This window comes from Hyalangium versicolor (genome assembly GCF_020103695.1).
GTDB classification, from domain to species: Bacteria; Myxococcota; Myxococcia; order Myxococcales; family Myxococcaceae; genus Hyalangium; species Hyalangium versicolor.
Genome location: NZ_JAHXBF010000037.1, coordinates 24,255 through 44,287, shown reverse-complemented (window position 1 = coordinate 44,287; position 20,033 = coordinate 24,255). Strand labels below are relative to the sequence as shown.

At 67.3% G+C, this 20,033-nt stretch carries 20 protein-coding genes; 8 read left to right on the top strand and 12 right to left on the bottom strand.

Going from position 1 to position 20,033, the window contains the following annotated elements; genetic code table 11:
* Positions 1-556 precede the first annotated feature (556 nt).
* The 7 genes from KY501_RS46690 to KY501_RS46660 form a co-directional block, all read right to left on the bottom strand.
* Positions 557-2,461, bottom strand: coding sequence for an OmpA family protein (locus KY501_RS46690; RefSeq protein ID WP_224371523.1), 1,905 nt, complete (start codon positions 2,459-2,461; stop codon positions 557-559).
* A 213-nt stretch (positions 2,462-2,674) separates the two neighbouring features.
* Positions 2,675-5,584, bottom strand: coding sequence for a GAF domain-containing protein (locus KY501_RS46685; protein WP_224371521.1), 2,910 nt, complete (start codon positions 5,582-5,584; stop codon positions 2,675-2,677).
* A 129-nt stretch (positions 5,585-5,713) separates the two neighbouring features.
* Positions 5,714-6,832 carry a hypothetical protein gene (locus KY501_RS46680; protein ID WP_224371519.1) on the bottom strand — a complete coding sequence of 373 codons (1,119 nt, stop codon included), beginning with the start codon at positions 6,830-6,832 and terminating at the stop codon, positions 5,714-5,716.
* A 65-nt stretch (positions 6,833-6,897) separates the two neighbouring features.
* Positions 6,898-7,071, bottom strand: coding sequence for a hypothetical protein (locus KY501_RS46675; protein ID WP_224371517.1), 174 nt, complete (start codon positions 7,069-7,071; stop codon positions 6,898-6,900).
* Between the two features lie 127 nt (positions 7,072-7,198).
* A complete protein-coding gene (locus tag KY501_RS46670; RefSeq protein ID WP_224371515.1) occupies positions 7,199-8,062 on the bottom strand; it encodes a tryptophan 2,3-dioxygenase in 864 nt (287 codons plus the stop codon).
* A gap of 209 nt (positions 8,063-8,271) precedes the next feature.
* A complete protein-coding gene (locus tag KY501_RS46665) occupies positions 8,272-8,778 on the bottom strand; it encodes a cell wall protein (RefSeq protein WP_224371513.1) in 507 nt (168 codons plus the stop codon).
* A gap of 135 nt (positions 8,779-8,913) precedes the next feature.
* The gene (locus tag KY501_RS46660) at positions 8,914-9,411 is read right to left on the bottom strand and encodes a hemerythrin domain-containing protein (RefSeq protein ID WP_224371511.1); all 498 of its coding nucleotides are present in this window, start codon (positions 9,409-9,411) and stop codon (positions 8,914-8,916) included.
* Between the two features lie 213 nt (positions 9,412-9,624).
* Between KY501_RS46660 and KY501_RS46655 the strand changes: the two genes are divergently transcribed.
* From KY501_RS46655 to KY501_RS46645, 3 genes are read left to right on the top strand one after another with little or no spacing between them, the layout of a single operon-like run.
* On the top strand, positions 9,625-10,338 hold the full coding sequence (locus KY501_RS46655; RefSeq protein WP_224371509.1) for a lysophospholipid acyltransferase family protein: 714 nt from the start codon (positions 9,625-9,627) through the stop codon (positions 10,336-10,338).
* Complete coding sequence (locus KY501_RS46650) at positions 10,331-11,200, top strand: alpha/beta fold hydrolase (protein ID WP_224371507.1); 870 nt, start codon at positions 10,331-10,333, stop codon at positions 11,198-11,200. Before KY501_RS46655 ends, KY501_RS46650 begins: the two co-directional genes overlap by 8 nt.
* Before the next feature lie 20 nt (positions 11,201-11,220).
* On the top strand, positions 11,221-12,156 hold the full coding sequence (locus tag KY501_RS46645; protein WP_224371505.1) for a proline dehydrogenase family protein: 936 nt from the start codon (positions 11,221-11,223) through the stop codon (positions 12,154-12,156).
* Positions 12,157-12,159: 3 nt separating this feature from the next.
* On the opposite strand, the gene KY501_RS46640 is transcribed toward KY501_RS46645, so the two are convergent.
* Entirely contained in the window at positions 12,160-13,551 is a 1,392-nt protein-coding gene (locus KY501_RS46640; protein ID WP_224371503.1) for a hypothetical protein, read from the bottom strand.
* Between the two features lie 41 nt (positions 13,552-13,592).
* Positions 13,593-14,087: a hypothetical protein gene (locus KY501_RS46635; protein WP_224371501.1), complete on the bottom strand. Its 495-nt coding sequence runs from the start codon at positions 14,085-14,087 to the stop codon at positions 13,593-13,595.
* A gap of 542 nt (positions 14,088-14,629) precedes the next feature.
* On the opposite strand from KY501_RS46635, the gene KY501_RS46630 reads away from it, so the two are divergent.
* Positions 14,630-15,202 carry a hypothetical protein gene (locus KY501_RS46630; protein WP_224371499.1) on the top strand — a complete coding sequence of 191 codons (573 nt, stop codon included), beginning with the start codon at positions 14,630-14,632 and terminating at the stop codon, positions 15,200-15,202.
* A 10-nt stretch (positions 15,203-15,212) separates the two neighbouring features.
* On the opposite strand, the gene KY501_RS46625 is transcribed toward KY501_RS46630, so the two are convergent.
* Both KY501_RS46625 and KY501_RS46620 read right to left on the bottom strand, forming a co-directional pair.
* The gene (locus KY501_RS46625) at positions 15,213-15,707 is read right to left on the bottom strand and encodes a hypothetical protein (RefSeq protein WP_224371497.1); all 495 of its coding nucleotides are present in this window, start codon (positions 15,705-15,707) and stop codon (positions 15,213-15,215) included.
* A gap of 11 nt (positions 15,708-15,718) precedes the next feature.
* Complete coding sequence (locus KY501_RS46620) at positions 15,719-16,642, bottom strand: DUF2381 family protein (protein WP_224371495.1); 924 nt, start codon at positions 16,640-16,642, stop codon at positions 15,719-15,721.
* A 144-nt stretch (positions 16,643-16,786) separates the two neighbouring features.
* On the opposite strand from KY501_RS46620, the gene KY501_RS46615 reads away from it, so the two are divergent.
* From KY501_RS46615 to KY501_RS46605, 3 genes are all read left to right on the top strand, one after another.
* Positions 16,787-16,924: a hypothetical protein gene (locus KY501_RS46615; protein WP_224371493.1), complete on the top strand. Its 138-nt coding sequence runs from the start codon at positions 16,787-16,789 to the stop codon at positions 16,922-16,924.
* A gap of 11 nt (positions 16,925-16,935) precedes the next feature.
* Complete coding sequence (locus KY501_RS46610; protein WP_224371491.1) at positions 16,936-17,676, top strand: hypothetical protein; 741 nt, start codon at positions 16,936-16,938, stop codon at positions 17,674-17,676.
* Positions 17,677-17,810: 134 nt separating this feature from the next.
* Positions 17,811-18,143 (top strand): SPW repeat protein, encoded by a 333-nt coding sequence (locus KY501_RS46605; protein WP_224371489.1) that lies wholly within the window; start codon positions 17,811-17,813, stop codon positions 18,141-18,143.
* A gap of 25 nt (positions 18,144-18,168) precedes the next feature.
* On the opposite strand, the gene KY501_RS46600 is transcribed toward KY501_RS46605, so the two are convergent.
* The gene (locus KY501_RS46600; protein WP_224371487.1) at positions 18,169-19,164 is read right to left on the bottom strand and encodes an SDR family NAD(P)-dependent oxidoreductase; all 996 of its coding nucleotides are present in this window, start codon (positions 19,162-19,164) and stop codon (positions 18,169-18,171) included.
* A 221-nt stretch (positions 19,165-19,385) separates the two neighbouring features.
* On the opposite strand from KY501_RS46600, the gene KY501_RS46595 reads away from it, so the two are divergent.
* Positions 19,386-20,033, top strand: a complete 648-nt coding sequence (locus KY501_RS46595) for a hypothetical protein (protein WP_224371485.1) — start codon at positions 19,386-19,388, stop codon at positions 20,031-20,033.

Sequence of the window (20,033 nt, the reverse complement as noted above, 5' to 3'; positions counted from 1 at the left end):
ACGAAACCAGCGCCAACCGACGCTGATCCGCGAGCGAGTGCCCGGGGTAGAGGGATACCTGCGGGGCAGTGTTAATGGTCCGGAAGCTACTTTCCATTTCTCGGCCTTCGTGGATCCCCCCCCGCCCAAGCCGCGAGAGGGATTGACACTCGGAGATTCACGAAGCTGCTACAGGGAGTGTGCTTCCCCAAAGTCCGATGTAGCAACGCGAGTGCCACGCTCTCGCGTGCCCGTAAGTCCACGAGATGTCTGCACTCAGGCCTCCGCGAGGCGTGGCGAATTGCGTGGTAGCGCTCCGCGCCGTGGCGTTCCGCAACAACTGCGCGTCCCCGGGAATGATCAGTCGAAGCGGTCACTTGGGCGGCGCATTCAAGAGCCTGCTGCGTTTCGCCACAAGGTGAGGCCGGGCGCCATTCCCTTGCTCGCATCCTGAAGCAGCAGGCCAGCGAGCACGCGCAGCGCCACATCCCTTCGAGAAAACGAAAGGGCCGAGGTCCCGCCACGGAGTGGCACGGTGCCTCGGCCCTTCTGCACTTCTACTTTTCTCTAAGGATGGCTACTGCTGGGGCGCCGGCTGCGTCTGGCCATCATCCGCGTAGCGGGTGATGAACTCGACGCGGCGGTTGGCCGTGCGGCCCTCGGCGGTGGTGTTCGGCTGCACCGGGCGGTCCGGACCGAAGCCCTTGGCATCCAGACGCTCGGCGGGCACGCCCTTCTTGGTCAGGTAGTCACGCACCGCCTCCGCGCGCTGCTGCGACAGGGTGCGGTTGAGGTCCGCCGGGCCGCTGTTGTCCGTGTGGCCCTCGATGGTGATCTTCTGGATCTCCGGGTGCGCGACGAGCACCTTGGCCATCTGGTCCAGCAGGGCGTTGGAGCGCGCCTGGATGGTGGCCTTGCCGGAGTCGAAGTACACCTTGTCCTTGATGTCGATGCGGTCCTGCTTGATGACGATGAGCTGCTTCTGCTTGGCGGGGCAGCCCTGGTTGTCGGCGGGACCGGCCTCGGTGGGGCAGTTGTCCAGGTGGTCGGCCACCGTGTCGTTGTCCGAGTCCTTCGCCGGGCAGCCCTTCAGCTCGGGGATACCGGCCTCGGTCGGGCAGCTGTCCTGCTCATCCAGGATGCCGTCCTTGTCCGAGTCCTTCGCCGGGCAGCCCTGGCGGTCCACCGGGCCGGCCTCGCTCGGGCACTTGTCGGCCGAGTCATCCAGGCCATCGCCATCCGTGTCCGGGCAGCCGTTGCGGTCGGCCGGGCCCTTGAGCGTCGGGCACTTGTCGGACGAGTCCTGCACGCCGTCGCCGTCCTGATCCGGGCAGCCCTGAGCGGACTCCGCGCCCGCGGTGGTGGGGCACTTGTCGGCGCTGTCCTCGACGCCGTCCTTGTCCTGATCCTTGATGGGGCAGCCCTTGACGTCCACCTTGCCGCCGTCGGTGGGGCAGGCGTCGTCCTTGTTCTTCACGTTGTCGTTGTCGTCATCCAGGTCCGGGCACTGCTGCGGGGTGTGCTTGCCACCGGCCACGCAGCGCGGCGGCATGCCGCCGTAGGCCGCGCCGAGGATGAAGCGGAAGTTCGGGTTGCCCAGCGTGTCGCCGAAGCCGGCGCCGCCCAGGGCGAACACCTCGACGTCATTGGAGAGCGGGCTGCGCACGCCCACCAGCGTCTCGGCGGTGAGGAACTCGTGGCCCGTGGGGATCCACAGGAGGATGTCCGCCTCGTAGCGCACGCCCTCGCCCACGGAGGACACGGAGGCGCCCAGGCGCACCCGGTTGTAGGCCTCGGCGTTGTCGCCCTCGCCAATGGACACGCGGGGGCGCAGATCCGCACCCAGCTCGAAGCCGGCGCGCAGGCCGTCCGTCTCACGGCCCACCGTGAGGCGCGGGATGGCGCGCAGCGAGTTCTCGCGCGCCAGCGAGTCCGGGCTGCCCAGGGGGAAGCCCACGCTCACGCCCACGCCCACGTCCACCGGGATGCTCTCGGACTGGTTGAACAGGCTCATGTTCAGGTTGGCGATCGGCGTGCCCAGCTTGAAGCCGCCCTCGGGAGCGCCAAAGGGCGTGTCCGTCACCCGGCCCTGCTCCTGGCTGATGATGAGGGGAACCTGCAGGCCCACCTCCAGCTTGTCACCCAGGCCGTAGGCGCCCACCAGGTGAGCGGTGGTGCGGTGCGCCACCAGGTTCACTTCCCGGAAGCCGCTCTCCTGCGTCGCGTCGATCAGCTCCGGCGTCAGGGGCTTGTTCTCGTAGTGGCCGATCAGCGCCAGGCGGTAGGAGCCCCCCGGCAGAATCTGGCCGGAGTTGATGAGCAGCGAGCCAGCGCCGCTGGGGTTGAACTCCAGGCGCTCGACTTCGAACTCGGGCAGCCCCGCGGGCTGGGCCAGGGCGCCGGTGCTCAGCACCAGCGCGGCGAGAAGACTCAGGCGGGCAGGTGTGCCCGTGCGCGTCGAGGAAGTGGTGGGTCGGTTCATGCGATCATCCATCTGGGCAGCATCGATGGCGTTGGGGTGCTCTACGGACTGGGGGCTGCTCCCGGTCCATACCAGGGCGCGCACACAAGTCGAGGATTCGTCAAACGTCCAGAGAAAAACCTCGTTTGTTACGCGCCGGGGTTCTTTGTCTCCCCCCGCCCCAACGGGTTGAGTCAGCGCCGCTGCGCGTCATCTTCCGAACAGAGGCGGGCCTCAAGGAACGGCTGGGGCCTCGGGCACCGTGCGCGGCAACTCCAGGAAGAAGGTGGACCCCTCGCCCAGCACGCTCTCCACGCGCAGTGTGCCCCCATGGGACTCGGCGATCTGCCGGCAGATCCACAGCCCCAGGCCCAGGCCCTGGATGTGGCGCGTGGCGTCGGCGCGCTGAAAGCGCTGGAAGATGCGCTCGTGGTCCTCGGGGGCAATGCCATAGCCGCAGTCTCGGACGGACAGCCGCGCCAGGCCCGCCGGAGCAGCCTCCACGCGCACCCGCACCGGGCGGCCATGGCCATACTTGGCCGCGTTGGACAGCAGGTTCATCACCACCTGCTCCAGCCGGAGCTTGTCCCAGGAGCCCATCACGGGCTGCTCGGCCTCCACCCGCACCTCGCAGCCGACCCGGGCCAGCTCCTCGGCCATGCGGTTGATGCCGTCCCGAGCCAGCGCGGAGAGATCCACCTCGGAGCGCTGCAGCCGCAGCTGCCCCGCGCTGATGCGTGACATGTCCAGCAGATCCTCGATGAGCAGCCCCAGCCGCTCGCCGGTGCGGGCCACCCGGTCCGTGCGCTCGACCATGCTCTCGGAGAGCTTGTCCTCGCGCACCTTGCGCGCCAGCACGCGCAGTTGGAGCTGCAGCGCGTTGAGCGGATTCTTCAGCTCGTGGCCGGCCACGGAGAGGAAGTCGTCCCGCTGCCGCAAGGCCTGGAGCGCCGCGCCATACAGCCGCGCGTCCTCGATGGCGAGCGCCGCCCGGTTGGCGATGCTCTCCAGCAACATCTGATCATCCCGCCCGTAGGGCCGCCCCCGGGCCGCGCGCAGCACCAGGAGGCTGCCGCACGCGTGCCCATGCGCCACCAGCGCCACGACCATGGCGCACTGCGGCCCGTAGCTCTGGAGGTAGGCTCGCAGCGCCGCCTCCGGCCCGCTGTCATCCAGCGTCTGCGCCTGCAGGGTGCTCAAGATGATCGTCTGCCCCGTGGAGGTGGCGGCCCCCTGGAGCCCCTCGCCCACGCGCATGCGCCGGGCGACGACGGCCTGCTCCAGCAGCTTGCGGCCCTCGGGCTGCGGGTGGTGCACGGCGGCGGGTTCCAGCCAATGCCCGTCCTCGGAGACGAGCTGGAGGATGCACCCATCCCCGATGGCCTCGGCCACCTCGCGGACGAGCACCTCCAGCACCTGGCCCAGGTTCAGCCCCGCCTCGGCGACGAGCTGGCTGACGCGCACCAGCAGGTGCAGCCGCGTGGCGCTCTGGCGGCTCTCCTCCTCGGCGGCGCGCATGGCGCGGAACAGCCGCGCGTTGTCCATGGCGAGGGCCGCGCGCCGGGCCAGCTCCTCGGCCAGCGACACATCCTCCAGGGTATAGGGCGCGTTCTCCTGCCCCCGGACGAAGGTGAGCACCCCCAGCGTCCGCTCCCGCGTGATGAGCGGAGTGGCGATGAAGGAGTGGATGCCCAGCTCGCGCACCACCTTCCGGACGCGCGGGTCGGCGATCCGCTGGCTCACCATGTCCGGAGTCACCCGGGGCGTGAAATGGGAGTCCGCCGTCCGCAGCACCTCCGAGATGATGGAGCGCTCCGGATCGGGAGGGGAGCTCTTCAACTGGTGGGCGAGATCCGCGCGAGCCGGATCCACGTGCAGCACCGCCAGCCGGCGCACCACTCCGTCCTCGAGCGCGTCCACGATGCAGAGGTCAGCGAAGGGGCCCACGGCCAACCGGGCCACGCCCTCCACCGTCTGCTCCCAGTCCAGCGGGCGGGACAGCAGGATGCTGGCATCCGCGAGCAGCCGCAGGCGCAGCCCGGCGGCCTCGGCCTGGAGCCGTGCCGCGTGCTCGCGCTCGTAGAGCAGGGCGCGCTCCAGCGCCAGCCCACACTGGCGCGCCAGCCCGAGAATGGAGGCCTGCTCGGGGACGGTGAAGCGCTTCGGCTCGGCGAAACCGAAACCGATCACCCCCATCACCCTGCCCTCGGCCTGCAAAGGGAGGAAGGCGAAGGACTGATGGACGTCCATGCCCGGACGCGAGGCGAACTCCGGGTAGCGGGCGTGCAGCTCCTCGGGAGACTCCAGCCACACCGGCGCCGCGGTGCGCGCCACGTCGTGCCCGGCCATCCTTCCCTCCCGAGGCAGGTGCCGGATCCCCGCTTCCACCTCCGGCGCCAGCCCCACGGAGGCCACGAGCTCCACGTCCCGGCCGTCTGGAGCCACCATGTGCACGGAGCCCGCCGCCGCGCCCACCGCGGGCAGCCCCTGATCCAGCACCGCGCGAGCCACCTGGGTCCGCGTGAGGGCCCGGCCAAAGGCCTCCGTCACCGCCTGGAAGCGGCTGAGCCGCAGCACCTCGGCCTGCTCCGCCTCGGCGCGGGCCCGAACCACCGCGCCACGCACCTCCTCCATCATCCGGTCCTTCGCCAGCGCGATGCCGGTCAGCCGCGCGTACAGCGCAAAACGCTGCACCTCATCCTCCCGCACCCGCGCATGGGGCTGACGAAACCAGCCCATCAACACCCCCACCCGGGTGCCATCGGCAAGGAACACGGGGTAGGCCAGCAACGCCCTCGAATCCAACCGCTCGCGCAGCGCGGGCTCGGGCGCGAGGAGCGCGCTGGAGTGCAGCTCCCCCAGCTCATACGGCTGGGGTGCCTCCGCCGTCCCCAGCGTCTGGCGCAGCAGCAGCACCGCCACGGAGGTGGCCACATCCTCGGAAAGCCCGGGGGTGACGACAGTGCGCAGGGAGCCGTCCTCTTCTACCCAGCTCACCGAGCCGTGATCCGCCAACAGGGTGGCCCGAGCTGACCGCATCACCTCGTCGAGCACCGCCCGCACGGAGGGCGCTGTAGCGAGCTGTTCTAGAGCGCGGGCCATTCGCTCTACGGCGGCCACGAGACTGCTCTCGGGCACGGACATGTCATTCCCCCCATTCGGCTCCCGAAGGACCCGAACGAGGAGAGTCTCCCACGAGTGCCCCCCCGTTGCCGAATCCCTCCGGCGGATTCCCCCGGGGGCATTGTCCCTAAGAGGGGGGTCTTCGTGACCTCAGTGGTCGAAGACGCGCAGGAACGCCAGGACGATCTCCAGGATGATGAGGGCGACGATGGTGGCCTCGAGCGTGAGCGAGCGCGCCGTGTCCACCTCGCCCTTGAGCAGTCCATACGTCTGCTCCAGCAACTGGTGCTTGCGGGTGACGGAGCCCTGCCACGCGGGGATGCGCAGCCTTCTCACCGCCGCCTCGTAGACCTTGGCCAGATAGAAATCGCCGATGATCTTCAGGCTGTTCTCCACCCGCTCGATGAACTCATTGAGATCCACCAGGGTGGACAGCGTCTCGCGCACCAGGTCGCGGTACGGGCTGCGGAACAGGGCCTCCATTCCCTGCCGCCGCGCCTGCACCTGATCATGGATGCGGGCGATGTGCCCATCCAGCACCTCGTCATAGAAGCGGAACTCCAGGAGCTGGGCGTTGGCGATCTCCAGAAGATCCGGGATGTCGCGCGAACCGGAGGGCTCGTAGACGAAGGCGCTGTTCCAATCGACGACGACCAGGTCCTCCACCGAGTAGCTGAAGCGGTTCTGGGTGACGGCCTCGCTCTCGCCGCGGGACAGGGGCCGCGAGTCCACCTCGCCCAGCAGCAGCCGGGCCAGGTCTCCCCGGGCGAGGATGTCCTCCGCGGGGGGATTGCCACGGATGCGCTCGACGAAGAGGACGGTATAGCTCTCGTTCTGCTCCCAGGTGCGCCGCTCCTGGGCGGCGGGAGAGATCGTCTTGCGCACGCCCTCCAACAGCTCGGCGGTGAGCGCCTCCAGGGCCTGGCTGTCATAGAGCTCGTCGGCCACCCCCGCGAGCTGCTCGAAGGTGGTGCCCTCGGGGATGGGGACGGCGAGGATGATGGAGACGGCGCCATGGTCGAACAGGCGCGCGGTGGCGTCCACGGTGACGGGCCCTGCGCGCAGCGCGAGCACCCGGCGGCCCAGCTCGTAGGCCACGGGCGGGTTGGGCAGTTGGATGTACTGGCTGTTCTCGCGCGAGAGCTTCAGGCGGCGCGCGTCCTGGGCGAGCACCCGGCGTGCCTTCTCCAGGTCGATCTCGTCCGCGACGTCATAGATGCGGTAGCAGAGAGCGTGGGCCTTCTCGAGGATGAGGGGCTCTGCGGACATAAGGGCCGAGGAGTCTACTCCCACTCCCCCCACGGAATGTGGATCTCCAGTCACACGGCGCGTGTTCACTCCGGCTCACGTGGCGGGAAGACGACAGGCTTGCCAGGCCCCGGCGCATCATCCGGCAGGTTGCCGATGTGCCCCGGCGTGGGGACGGGCCTCTCTCCCGCCTGACGTTTGATGCGCTCCTCATCCTCCGGCAACCGCGGCTCCGGACGAGGGTTCTCATGCTCGGCCATGATGGGCTCCTTTCGATGAAAGGGTTTTCAACCTCTCAAACTAGGGCCCGTCTCGCCTATCGGCCTGAATGCATGGCACCCCTCCCGCCTTCCGGAGTGCGTCTTTCTAATGCATGGATGAAAAATGCTACGGGGTCCGCCGGGTCTGGGGCGGCGACAGCTCCGTACGCACATCCCACAATTCCGGGAAGAAACGAGTATCCAGCGCCCGGCGCAGGAACGTGACACCCGAGGAGCCCCCGGTGCCCTGCTTGAAACCAATGATGCGCATCACCGTCATCATGTGGCGGTAGCGCCAGAGCTGAAAGCGCTCCTCGGTGTCCACCAGCTTCTCGCACATCTCATAGGCATCCCAGTGCTTCTCGGTGTTCTCGTAGATGCGACGGAACACCTCCATCACCTGCTCGCTGCGCTCATAGGGCAGGCGCCAGTCGCGTTGCACGCGGTCGGCGGGGACGGGGTGGCCCACGCGGGCCAGGTGCCGGAGGAACTCATCATAGAGGCTGGGAGACTCGAGCATCCGCTCCAGCTCCGCATACTGGGCGGGCACGTGCTTGAAGGGCCCCAGCACCTTGGGCTCCTTCATGCCCAGCAGCATCTCCACGGCGTGGTACTGGAAGCTCTGGAAGCCCGAGGCGTGTCCCAGGGCAGCGCGGAATTCCAGGTACTCGTTGGGTGTCAGCGTTTCCAGCACGCTCCATTGCTCGAAGAGCATGCGCTGGATGTGGCCCACCCGGGAGAAGCTCTTGAAGGAGGGCTCCAGCTTGTCGGACTGCACATAGCGGATGCACGCCGTCAGCTCGTGGATGAGCAGCTTCATCCACAGCTCGCTCGTCTGATGCTGGATGATGAACAGCATCTCGTCATGGTGGGGCGGCTGGGAGCGCGGCACCTGCGTGGCCAGCAGGCGATCCAACTGCAGATATTCTCCGTAAGTGGTATGGCCGGCGAGCTCCGTGAGGATGCCGGGCTCCATTTCGCGCTTGTTCATGAGGGGAGCATTCATGCCCCCAGGAGCCCTCCCGGCGCAATGGGCGTGGGGCGAAAAGACAGAGGCCAGGGTGCCCGGCGTGAAACCGTGGCGACCCTGGCCTCGTGTGGTTGAGACAGTCCGCCGTACCTCACCCCCCCGGTGGGGTGGACAAGGGCCGTTGTCCGGCGGGGAACTGTCTCAACGTTTCGTAAATCGCGACAGACGTATCAGGTTGAGCTGCCGCCCTGAGCCGCCTGGGCCAGCGCCTTGGCGGCGGCGCGGCCACGGGGAAGACGGATGTCCTCCACGCTGTTGGGCGGCGCGTAGTCCACCCACGCGGAGGGCCGACGGTTCGTCTTCGTCAGCATGCGAAGCTTCTGGTAGTGCGCGGCGCAGTAGCCCTTGGTGCGGCTCGGCGAGCCGCAGCCGATGATTGCGCATTCACGCGAACCATCCGACGCCGGCTTGCGGCCACGGCGCTTGCCGCCCGTGCTGACAGGCTGCGCGGCCGCCTTCGCCGGCCGGCCGGGGCCCCGCTTGATGGGCTTCGCCGCCGGAGCGCCAAACAGCGGCGCCATCGCCTGGGCCACGGGGGCCAGACGCTCTGCTACATCCCGCAACGCGTCCAGGTCCGACGTGCCGGCCTCCAGCCGCGAAATCACCGCGCGCAGGGGCTTGAGTTGGACCTCGATCTCGTTGCGAATCATCTCCCGAAACGCTTTGTCGACAGACATGTTGGGGGGAACTCCTTACTGGGTATGTGAATGTGTGGGTGAGACTTGGTGAATCAAGCGTGAGAACGCTCGAAACGCTCAATAGCTCTCAAGAGAGAGATTGTCGAATCTCTTTACAAAGAGTTGTGTCGCGAGTCACGCATTCCCTGAGTTTTCTTCGAATGAAGGCCCGTTACCCGACAGGGATGACGGCCGCGAGAGCAGTTGCTCCCGCAGCCCGAGGAGTGCTCGGCGCAGGGAATCCTGCTCCTCGGGCTCGAGCGTGGCGTCGAGCCGGGGGAAGGTCTCCAGCTCCTCCTGGCGTGCATGGGCGACGATGAGATCCTCCAGGGCCGTGAGGCGAGCCCACCACTCATCGGCCTCGGGCTCGAACTCCTCGAGCTCTTCCATGAGCTCGCTCATGGTGAGGTGTTCTTCCCGTTCCTGGCAGGCGCGCCCCCGCCCCTCCACGCGAGTGAGCAGCGGGGAGAGGTAACGCTCCTCGAGCCAGGTATGGAGCCGGAGCAGCTCGGCGAGCGCCTCGAACCGCTCCCGCTGCGTCTGGGCTTCGCGTGGGCCCTCATCGGACTCGAATGCCTCGAGCTGATCTTCCAGCTCCCGGTGCTGCTCCGTGAGGATGTCGAAGGGTCCCATGGCCTCACAACCATCGGCACGATGGGCCCTGGGGACAATGGCCCGAGTGCATTGCCGCCCCGGGGATGACAAGGCGAAGCACCTTCTCGGGAGGAGCGGGCGCTTTCCCTGACTCGGGCTGGAGATGGAGGGCTCGGCTGGCTGGCTGGTCTGGCGAGGGGAGCAGGCTGCCAGAAAACAGGCGCGTCCCCATCTTGGTCTCTCGTGGAGACCTTGTTCCGCACCACGCGCCGCGCCGTGTTCCGTCTGGCCGAAGTGGGGGCCGCGCTGTCGGCGCTGTACCACCGCGCCCGGCTGCTGGACGCCGAGCACCTGCCCACGAAGGGCCCGGTGTTGCTGGTGGGCAACCACGGGGTGTGGGGCTACGAGACGCCGGTCTTCTTCCATCTGGTGCACCAGGCCACCGGGCGCTATCCGCTGGGGCTGGCCGAGCGAGGCTTCTTCCGCATTCCGTTGATCCGCACGGTGCTGCCGTGGCTGGGTGGGGTGGAGGGCACGCGAGACAATGCGCTGGCGGCGCTGGGCGAGGGCAACCTCGTGGTGTGCTACCCGGGCGGGGCGTGGGAGACGTTCAAGCGTCCGCAGGGGCGCTACACGCTGCGCTGGGAGCGGGCGCTGGGCTTCGTGCGGCTGGCGGCGCGGACGGGTGTGCCCATTGTCCCCTTCGCGGGCTTCGGGGTGGATGACACGTTCGTCTATCCGCCGGGCGAGGAGCGGCTGTGCTTGCGACTGTCCTCGGAGGAGAAATACCGCATGCCGCTGGTGGTGGGGCTGGGGCCGCTGCCCTTGCCGGTGCGAATCACCTTCGCCGTGGGAGAGCCGCACGAGCCGCCCCCGGCGGATGCGCCTGAGTCGCGCCTGAGTGCCTTCCGGGACAGGGTGGCCGCCAGCGTGCGGCGGCTCCTGCTGCGAGCATGCCATGCTTGAGACGATGGCGACGCCTCGACCGCCCTTTGTCCCCGAGCCGGAGGAGATCCAGCCTGGTTATGAGCTGTCGCTCGAGGAGCGCCGGGTGCGAGGCGTGCCGGTGCGGCTCTTCACCTTTCCCGGGGGCAACGCGGACGCGTCGCGCACGGTGGTGTGCCTGCCAGGATTGGGGGCTTCGGGACGCTCCTTCGCGCCCATGGCGCCGCTGGCTCCGCACTTGAGGATGTTGCTGTGGACGCCGACGCTGCGCACGCCGATGACGCACACGCCGCTGCAGTGGAACGTGGCGTCGCTGGAGCATCCGGAGGCGCGGTTGCCGGAGCGCTTCGCGTTGTTGGGCTCTTCATTTGGCAGCCTCGTGTCGCTGGCCTTCGCGCTGGAGCACCCGGAGCGCGTGCGAGCGCTGGTGCTGGTGTCTCCGGTGGCCAGCGTGCAGCGGGTGCGGCGATGGGCGTTGAGCCTGTCCACGCTGGTGCGCATGCCCAAGCCGTTCGCCTATGTCTTCGCGCCCACGGTGGCGCGCGTGCTGGGCGGGCGGCACCTTCCTCCCGAGGGACGGGCGGAGATCGTCCGCGAGGCGCGGAGGCTGTCCCCGCTGGAGCTGCTGCGCCGGCTGCGGGACGTGCTGGATGCGAACTACCTGGGTGTATTGGAGCAGCTGCGCGTGCCCACGCTGATCATCCACGGGGCGCGAGACACGCTGGTGCCGCTGGGGTACGCGCGAGACGTGGCGCGGAGAATCCCTGGCGCGCGGTTGGAGGTGCTCCGCGAGGCCAGCCACCTGCCGTACATGAGCCATCCACAAGCCTTCAACGCCTTCGTGGGTGACTTCCTTCTGCAATACCTCTCCGGAACCACCTGACACATGTAATTGCGAGTGCCATGACCGCGACCACACACCTGTCCCGTTCCGCCCTGCTGTTCCTCTCACGCCGTGAGGGATTGAAAGATGTCGCCACGCGCGTGGGTCCGCTGCGCGAGCTGGCCGGGCGTTTCATCGCCGGGGAGACATTGGAGGAGGCGGTAGAGGCGGTGAAGGGGCTCAACGCACAGGGGTTGATGGCCAGCTTCGACCACCTCAACGAGGCGGTGTCCAAACCGGCCGAGACGCGAGACGAGGTGCGTGAGTACCGGAGGTTGCTGGCGCGCATCGACTCGGAGGGCGCGCGAGCCAATGTGTCCTTGAAGTTGACGCAGTGCGGCCTGCTGTTCAATCCGAAGCTGGCGCTGGAGAACGCGCGGGGGGTGGTGAGCGAGGCGAAGGCACGCGGCTCGTTCGTGCGGGTGGACATGGAAGAGAGCGCGGTGACACAGGCCACATTGGACACGGTGCGCGCGCTGCACGCGGAGTTTGGCGAGGCGCACGTGGGCGCGGTGTTGCAGAGCTACCTGCGGCGCACGGAGAAGGACGCGCGGGCGCTGTGTGCGGAGCGGGTGCGCATCCGACTGTGCAAGGGAGCCTACCTGGAGGGCCCGGAGGTGGCGTTCCAGGAAAAGCGAGACGTGGATGCGAACTTCTTGAAGGTGATGCGCATCCTGCTGGACAGCGGCGTGTACCATGGCATCGCCACGCACGATGAGCGGATGATCGACGCCACGCTGGATTACTCGGCGAAGCAGCGGCTGCCGAAGAACGCGTTCGAGTTCCAGATGCTGTATGGCATCCGGAGAGACTTGCAGGTGCGGTTGGCACAGGCAGGGTTTCCGGTGCGCATCTACGTGCCGTATGGGCGCTACTGGTATCCCTACTTCATGCGCCGTCTGGCCGAGCGCCCCGCCAACCTGTGGTTCGTGCTGAAGAACCTGGTGAAGGGGTAGCCGTCAGGGAGTGCCGGCGAACTCGCGGATGTGGCCCCACTCGTCACGGGCGCGGGCCTCCGCCACCTCCTCCCAAAGGGAGGGAAGGGGCCACCGCTCGAGGTCGGCCTGATCCGCAGAGTGAAAAAGCGCGATGGCCTCCTTCCTGGCGTGCTCCACGCGCTCACGTTCCGCTTCATCCTCCATGTCCATGGCACCATCCTCCATGAGTTGGAGGCCCATCATGCGCTCCAGATGAGTGGACTGCTGGCTCACCCGCGATCCAATCTTCCAGAGAATACGGCCAAGCCTGTGCCGCGCCCCGGGCAGGAGCAGACTGCGGGTGCTCTCCGCCCTATCCAGGAGCAGGTACGCGGACCAATTGGTGTTGGACCAGAGTGCGGCTTCGAAGGCACCGATACCGGGGTGGGGAATCCCCGCCTCCTTCAGGCGTGCTCGCGCCTCCAGGAAGATCTGGAAGGGAGAGGTGTCGCTCAAAACAGGCAGCGCGGCGATGGCCTCCAGCACCGTGAACTCCTGCTCGCTGAAGGCCGCCCACTCGGGAGCTTCAGCCCAGAGCAGCAACAGGCGTGGCTGCATCACTCGTGGAGAGGCCTCCACGAGCCGGCTCAATCGCCTTCGGATCACAGCACGGGCCTTCTCATGGAGTGCTGGCGGGACATTCGCTGGCAGCAGGGCCACGGAGGTAGCCAACACCCATCCCGGCTCCTCCAGCGTGGGGAGTTGTTCCACGAGCCAGCGCGCGTTCTCCTGGGGAATCCGGGGTCTGGCGAGGACCAGGGCCAACCGACCCGCAGCGGACGTGGCGTGCTCCTCCACGTGCGCGGGCATGAAGTCCTGGACCGCTGGGAGTTCCACCCGTGGGAGCAACAGCGGGCTGTCCAGGAAGCCGGGGCGACCCAGTTCTGTCCACGCCTTCAGGAACGCCTGCCTCCAGCCCATCTCGGGGGCGCGTGTGCGGTACACCAGCAACCGCTCCAACAACTCCGCTCCCCGACGCTCGGGAACCTCGGACTTGAGCCGTGTCAGAGCAACTCGGGCCGCCGAGAAGTCTCCCGACTCCAAGGCCATGCACGCCTGGAGCAGCAGCGCGGGGGCATGGTGCGGATCTTCCGCCACAGCTTCATCGATCTGCTTTCGGGCCAACGCCACGTCACCTACGATCACGGCCTGCCCGGCGCTTTCGGTGAGCAGCACGGGCCGAGGGGTGGGAGGCGAGGGCTCCACGGGTTCTGGTAACCAGATTCGAGGCGACAGGAGCGCCGCCAGGACAAGAGCACCGCCCAGCACGCAAAGCGCGAGCAACAGGCGCCCCGCCCACCCGAGCACCTGACCGGAATCGGTAGCTCCGATGGGAGCCTTCAGGGAGAGGGGGCATTGTTTGGTGGCGAGCACTCACTGCTCGCTGAGTAGCATCGCATCACCATGCGAAGAGGTCAGGGCTTCATGCCATCCCGTTCACCAATGTCGTCGCCCGTCGAGGGCAGGATCCGGGGGGATGGAAGGTCGCGCAGGTCGTCATCCTGCTGGGCAGGCTCTCGCCCGCGTATCCAGAAACAGCACTCTGCGACATTGAAGTAGGTGTACCGGAAGTCACTGAGGAGGCAGGGAAGATTACGGCCACCAAGGCGCAACGCGCTGCTGCCAATGCAGCTGACGAAGCGGCCCGATACGTTCTGAAGGAGCGACTTCCCACGGCCGTTGCCTGTGACGAGTTCCGAACGAGGATGCAGGCCTTCATGAGCAATCCCGGGTTCGGCAACGTTCCGGGTACTCGCGTCAGCCGCTTCAAGGAGGTGGGTGTCCCCCGGAGAACATTCCCATGAACAAGTCAGTCCGCTCGCTACGGCCACCACCTCCATCACTTTCTCGGTAGTGACTGCCTCATGGCGCCAACTCCATCCGCCGATGCTTTCGGCCAACTCGTTCACCAGTTCTACCCCTCGGGGCTCTGGCCTGACGACCCCGCCTATGACGCTTCCGAGGAAGCTCAGCGGCTTGCACTGTTGAAGGCCGTCGCACAGCAAGACACTGAAGCCTGGAAGTCCTTCATCCGGAGTGCGCGAGAAGCGTTCCCGAACTGCGGCTTTTGGGACACGACCTTGCTGTTCCACGACCCATGCTACCGCCTTCGCGTTTCCTTGCCGATGCCGGTGATCCAAGGAGAGCGGCACGACGCAGTCGTATGCCTGCTGAGCCTGCTCGCTCCAGCATACGTCATCTATGCTTCACACTCCCTGGACACAGGACCGTTCGCGGAGTCATGGACCCGCTATCCACCCTTGCCCTCCGAGTTCCAACCCTACGAGGCCAGACTCGCGTTGCTCATCGAGTCCACCTTCCGGTCCACCCGCTTGCCCAATGAAGTGCTCTTCACACCTCTGCCCGACCTGACGACTCCAGGCGGGAACCTTGCGCTGGGGAAGGCACGACTCATCGACTTGCTCTTCACTCCTGATCGGTGGTGACCGCGATGCTCCCGGAGATTTCCGTCCCCGCGCTCCTCGAGTGCGTTCACCGTTACTACCCTGTGGGTCTCTCCGAAGAGGATCCCCGCTACGAGAGTTCCCCTGAGATTCAGCACCTGAACCAAAGGCTCCACTCCGCCGCCAAGGACACTCGCGCCTGGAGTGACTTCTTCCAGCGGGTGAAGGAATCATTCCCAGGCTGCAAGGTCTTCGAACGAACGCGCCTTCCGTACGGCCCGTCCTACCAATGTCAGGTCGACTTGCCGGGCCAGGAGCCGTATCTCGACCGGACACGTGAGGACTCCGTCATCTGCAGGCTCAGCGTGCTGGCTCCCGTGTACGCCCTCTGTGCGCACCACTGGAAGAATGACAGGACCGAGCGGGAATCCTGGACGCGCTACCCACCGCTGCCTCTCGAGTTCCAGACCCACGAGGAGAAGCTCGCTGCCATGGTTGAGGCGACGTTCGGTTTCGCCCGCCTGCCCAATGAAGTGCTTTTCACTCCCGTACCGGATCTCCGTCCGCCCCATGGGCGCTTCGAGCACCGGGCTCCCTGGCTGGTGGAGCTGCTCTTCTAAGCGGGAGGGCTCACCGGAACGCGTCCACGATGACAACCCCTGCTGCCGAGGAGTCGAGGACGGCGGTCCCGGGCTTGGAGTCGGGCCGCTTCCTGAGTTGGCCCAGCCCCAGCCGTGCAACCGCGCAGATGGGTATCTTGCTGCCCCCTGTCAACGGGTGAGCCTCGTAGTACCGGATGACTGCCTGCGGGCCTCCGGTCCAGACCCGTCCATAGAGTCGTGCCGGCGCCGCCAGCAGGCCGATATCATCTTCGAGAACGCTCTCGATGGGCCCTTCGTACAGAGTGATGGGCCATACACGAGACTGGTTCGCATCGAGCTGAGCGAAAGCGGCTTTCCCCACGAACATCTGGAGAACGTCCATCATCTTGCGTGCCTCCGCTGGGCACTCCTCCGGCCCCGGGGTGCCGTCCGGGCGGAGGTACACATCCCCCATCGCCGTACTGCAGGAGGAGGTCGCCAACAGGACGGCGCAGCTCAAGAGGGCGATCTTGTTGGAACTCATGCTCGCCGCTTTTACTTCTCGACCAGTGAATGATCCAGTTGGACGAACCCCTGCCGAAGCCCATCGTGCCGGTAGATTTCCAGCAACAAGTTCGTCAGAGCCCCCTCCTCCATGAACGCGCTCTTGTCCACGACGAAGGCAACAACGCCGGACCCGCCTGGAGAGATCGATGTGCTGGTCGCGCTCACAGCGACCACCCGCTCCTGACCGCCAGCCAGAGTCACAAGGCGCGCCGTCTTCAAAGCCCAAGACTGCCGCGCGTCGAGGTTCTTGATCTTGAACACCGCCCCCGCTTTACCTTTTCCCCGGAACAAAGTGACGTGGAACTCGGCATCAGTGTCCTTGCCGGAGACCCAATCCGCCGGCTTGAACTGCGTCTGATCAATGGCACCCGAAGCCAGAACCGCGGCAAGGGCACTGTCCTTCGAGGTCTTCTCTTGTCGGAGGCGCTCGACCTCCTCTCGCAGCTCCGCGTTCTTGCGGCGCGCGTCACCCAAAGCCGAGACGATGGACGCGTAGCTCTCGCGGTCCTTGAACACGTTCACCTGCTGGTCCGTCCATGCCCACTCGTCGCGCTTGGGCGGCCTCAACAGGAACGGCACTTCCGTCTCGTCAGCGAGCGTCACGAGCAGCGGGACACCTTCGTCCTCGTCGAGATCCCGCAGCGGCTCAAGCACCACGTGCTTCCCCACGCAGGCCAGCGGCTCGAACCGGCCCTCCCAGCCCAGCAGCTTCGTCCTGGCGGGGTCGCACGCCTGCTCGAACCGCAGCACTGTCACCACCTGCCCCGCCACGTAGATGCGATGGGTGGCATCGTGCGGGTGCTCCGAGAGCAGGAGTGTCCGAACGGCGACCGGGTCACGCTCTCGGGCCAGCGTGACGGATGACACGAGCGCAACAAGCAGGACCGCGCCAGAGAAGAACAAGTTCCGCATAGTGCGGCAAACCTACCAGATGGGTCTCCAAGCTTCCAACCCGTGAAGGCCTCTGCCACTCGAATCCCGCCGCAGTGGGACAGGGACAACCATCATCGGCCGCATGGCGCGCGTTCAACGAGCGGTGCGTGCATGCGTTAAGGAGTGACCGATGCGGCTCACATCAAGGGCCGTCGCTATTCCGTGGAGTACGCTTCGGGCCATGGCCCTGGCCACCAGTCGCGCCTCACCGCCAACGACCCGGAAGGCGAGGTCATCCTGATCATCATCCCTGAGGAATGAGGCGGGCCTGAATGACGCAAGAGATGAAGGGACTCCTGCTGGAGGACCGCTGGGCGCCTGTCACCTCGACGATGGGCTTTCTGGAGTCAGGTGCGGAGCAGGCAGCGCAAGCCTTCGCCAACTGGCACAAAGGGCTGGAGATCTCTCGTGGCCTCACCGTGGAGGTGCTCCCCGTTACGGGCACTCTGGAGCAAGTCCTCTCTAGCCTGCTGCCCTTGACCAGTGGGGAAGGGCAGCGACGGTACCTCTTCATCCCGACGCGCAGCACCTGGACAGCCTACGTCGAGAGCGGGTGGACTGGGACGGATGCCGCCAGCGCCATGAGCGTCATGGCCCGGAAGCTGAGCATCCGGTGCCTGCGGGTGGTCGCCGTGCCCCACACACTGCGCGGAGACCGAGGCCGCTACGGTGCCGTCATGCTGGAGGTGTACGGCCCGAAACAGCCGGGGAAACTCAACAACTATGTGCGCGCCCTGGCCGCTTCCAATGATGGGGGCCGCTGGGTCTTCGACCAGTCGGGCGAGCCCTTCCCCTTCGAGCAGGTGGAGCAGTACCAGGCGCGCCGGGTGAGGGACCGGTTCACCTTTGAGATGCTCAAGGACTACCTGCGCCACCTGGGGCTCTCGCCCTTCGAGGAGGACTTCTACATGCCTCCGGGCGCCCGCGCGTGGCTCCTCCAGAAGACGGGCCCCTTCACCACCGCCGGGCGAGAGTACACCCTGGAGGAGGCCCGCGCCGCCCGCGTGTTGTGACTCACTCCGGCGGATGACTGTCTCCGCTGTGCCAGGGGCCCGCGTGACGCACGCTCGCCCGCCTCCTCCTCTGCTTGCGGGTTCCCCCCGGCGCTCCCCACCTTGTGTTGGACAGTGCACGGGAGGGCTGCATCATGTGGGCTCGCTGGCTGAGTTTTGTCCTGGGTGTCTGGCTCTTCATCGCCCCCCTCGTCTTCGCCTATCCCGAGCGCGCCGCGCGCTTCAATGAGCTCATCGTGGGGCTGGCCGTCGCCATCGTGGCCCTCTGCGCCGCCTCCCGCCCCGCGCTGCGCTTCGTCAATGTGGCGCTCGGAGGTTGGCTCCTGCTCGCCCCGCTCCTGCTCGGCTACGGCGACAGCACCCTGCCCACGGCGCACGACATCATCGTCGGCGTGCTCGTCATCTGTATGTCCGTCCTGTCCGGGCAGGCCCCCGCTCGCAGCCTGCAGCGCCCGACCCAGACATGACCTCTCGAGGACGACCGTCCTCCGCTCACCTCACGGCCCGAGCCACCTCGTGCGCCCCGAGCGCCACTCCCCCGAGCGCCCCGCCCGCCAGCGCCACCAGGGCCGCCGTCGCGGAGAAGCGCTTCCAGCGCGGCGTGGGCGGCACGCTCCCCCGAGGCCCCACGCCCTGTGCCACCGGGACGAAGAGGTTGCCCTCGGAGCGCTCCACCGGCTTCTCGCGCATCTGCATCCGCGCGCCGAACTTCCCCAGCAGCCACTTGCCCACCTGCGGCAGGAACTGATCCATCCAGAGGATGAGCCGCCCCTGGAGGAACACCGGTACCGAGGTCCGCCCCGGCCGCCGCGCGCACCTCACCACGGCGCGCGCCGCCACATCCGGCTCGTACGTGGGCGGCACCGGCACCGGTGCCAGGTGGAACTGCGTGGGCGCGTGGTCGAACATCGGCGTGGCCACCGAGGGCACCAGCACGTTGGACACGCGGATGCCCGTGCCGCGCAATTCCAACTCCAGACACTGGGCAAATCCGAGCGCCGCGTGCTTCGAGGACGTGTACGCACCCAGCAGCGGCGCCGCGCCCACGGAGAGCATGGACTGGACATTGAGGATGTGGCCCCGGCCCCGAGCCCGGAAGTGCGGCAGCACCGCGCGCACAAAGCGCATGTACCCGAAGCAGTTCACATCGAAGGTGCGGATGACGTGCTCCCACGGCAGCTGGTCGAAATACCCGTAGGACTGGACGCCCGCCACGTTCACCAGGAGATCCAACTGTCCGTAGTATTCCAGGCAGGCGTGGACCACGCGCTCCACATCCTCCTGGACGGTGACATCCCCTGGCGCCACGAGACACTCGCCGCCCCGCCGCAGCACCTCGCGCTGGAGCTTCTCGAGTGCCTCGACACGCCGCGCGGTGACGCACAGCCGCACGCCCTGCTCCGCCAGGCGTACCGCGGACTGCCAGCCCACTCCGCTCGAAGCCCCCGTGACCAGCGCCACCTTGCCCTGAAGATTCTCTCGAGCCATTCCCGTCCTCGATCCGCTCGTCCGTCCCCCAGGATGGGCAGGGGAGAAGGGAGGAAACAGGGGTTGCGGGAGGATGGCTCGGCTGTCCGCTTGTAGGGCGGACCACCCTTTGCACCCGCGGTGCCTACCACTGAACGCAAGACCGCGACGGAGGGGCAAGCCCCTTCCACGGGGAACTTCCGGCACGCGCGGCCGTGAAGGAGTAGGCTGGTACCGTCCGCATGAGCGACGACTGGGTAGAATTGCTGAACACGGATCCGCGCGCATACCGCGCGAGAGTCCTGCATTTCTCCCGCACGGACTGGCATGCCCTGCGCGCGCACCGGCTGAGCCTGAGCCAGGAGCAATACCTCCGGCACCTGGAGGCGCTCTTCCCCTCCAACGAGTCCGGCCCGGGAGATCGCTTCGAGCTGAGCTGGTGGTGGCCGGGCGAGCGGCCGCACTACACGCTGCACCTGCGAGGGCAGGACGGCATGCGGCACCCGCAGGCGGTGGACCACGTGGGAGCCCTGTACGAGCGGGCCGTGCTCGCCTGGGTGCGGACCACCACGCTCCAGCGGCGCATGGATCCGTGGGGCATGCACATCGGCTCGCCTCCGCCGTACCGGCCGCCGCACGAGTTCCTCACGCTCTGTCTCGCGGAGTTTCCCGGGGCGCGCCTGGCATCGCTCGAGTTGGAGCACCAGGAAGGCTACGTGGATCCTCCGAATGCCGTGGTGGAGCCGAGCGTCCACGTGGACGCGAGCCTGATGACCTCGGATGGAGGCATCGTCATGGTGCACCTGGGCACGTGGCCGGAGGATGAATTCGACCGGCTCGGCGAGTGGCGGCGCGATGTGCTCAGCCACTCGCCAGCGATGAGCAGGTGA

Excerpts from the sequence above, each read along its gene's own strand:
- KY501_RS46690 (WP_224371523.1), bottom strand. The coding sequence starts at position 2,461 with ATGAACCGACCCACCACTTCCTCGACGCGCACGGGCACACCTGCCCGC.
- KY501_RS46685 (WP_224371521.1), bottom strand. The coding sequence starts at position 5,584 with ATGTCCGTGCCCGAGAGCAGTCTCGTGGCCGCCGTAGAGCGAATGGCC.
- KY501_RS46680 (WP_224371519.1), bottom strand. The coding sequence starts at position 6,832 with ATGTCCGCAGAGCCCCTCATCCTCGAGAAGGCCCACGCTCTCTGCTAC.
- KY501_RS46675 (WP_224371517.1), bottom strand. The coding sequence starts at position 7,071 with ATGGCCGAGCATGAGAACCCTCGTCCGGAGCCGCGGTTGCCGGAGGAT.
- KY501_RS46670 (WP_224371515.1), bottom strand. The coding sequence starts at position 8,062 with ATGAACAAGCGCGAAATGGAGCCCGGCATCCTCACGGAGCTCGCCGGC.
- KY501_RS46665 (WP_224371513.1), bottom strand. The coding sequence starts at position 8,778 with ATGTCTGTCGACAAAGCGTTTCGGGAGATGATTCGCAACGAGATCGAG.
- KY501_RS46660 (WP_224371511.1), bottom strand. The coding sequence starts at position 9,411 with ATGGGACCCTTCGACATCCTCACGGAGCAGCACCGGGAGCTGGAAGAT.
- KY501_RS46650 (WP_224371507.1), top strand. The coding sequence starts at position 10,331 with ATGCTTGAGACGATGGCGACGCCTCGACCGCCCTTTGTCCCCGAGCCG.
- KY501_RS46645 (WP_224371505.1), top strand. The coding sequence starts at position 11,221 with ATGACCGCGACCACACACCTGTCCCGTTCCGCCCTGCTGTTCCTCTCA.
- KY501_RS46630 (WP_224371499.1), top strand. The coding sequence starts at position 14,630 with ATGCTCCCGGAGATTTCCGTCCCCGCGCTCCTCGAGTGCGTTCACCGT.
- KY501_RS46625 (WP_224371497.1), bottom strand. The coding sequence starts at position 15,707 with ATGAGTTCCAACAAGATCGCCCTCTTGAGCTGCGCCGTCCTGTTGGCG.
- KY501_RS46620 (WP_224371495.1), bottom strand. The coding sequence starts at position 16,642 with ATGCGGAACTTGTTCTTCTCTGGCGCGGTCCTGCTTGTTGCGCTCGTG.
- KY501_RS46610 (WP_224371491.1), top strand. The coding sequence starts at position 16,936 with ATGACGCAAGAGATGAAGGGACTCCTGCTGGAGGACCGCTGGGCGCCT.
- KY501_RS46605 (WP_224371489.1), top strand. The coding sequence starts at position 17,811 with ATGTGGGCTCGCTGGCTGAGTTTTGTCCTGGGTGTCTGGCTCTTCATC.
- KY501_RS46600 (WP_224371487.1), bottom strand. The coding sequence starts at position 19,164 with ATGGCTCGAGAGAATCTTCAGGGCAAGGTGGCGCTGGTCACGGGGGCT.
- KY501_RS46595 (WP_224371485.1), top strand. The coding sequence starts at position 19,386 with ATGAGCGACGACTGGGTAGAATTGCTGAACACGGATCCGCGCGCATAC.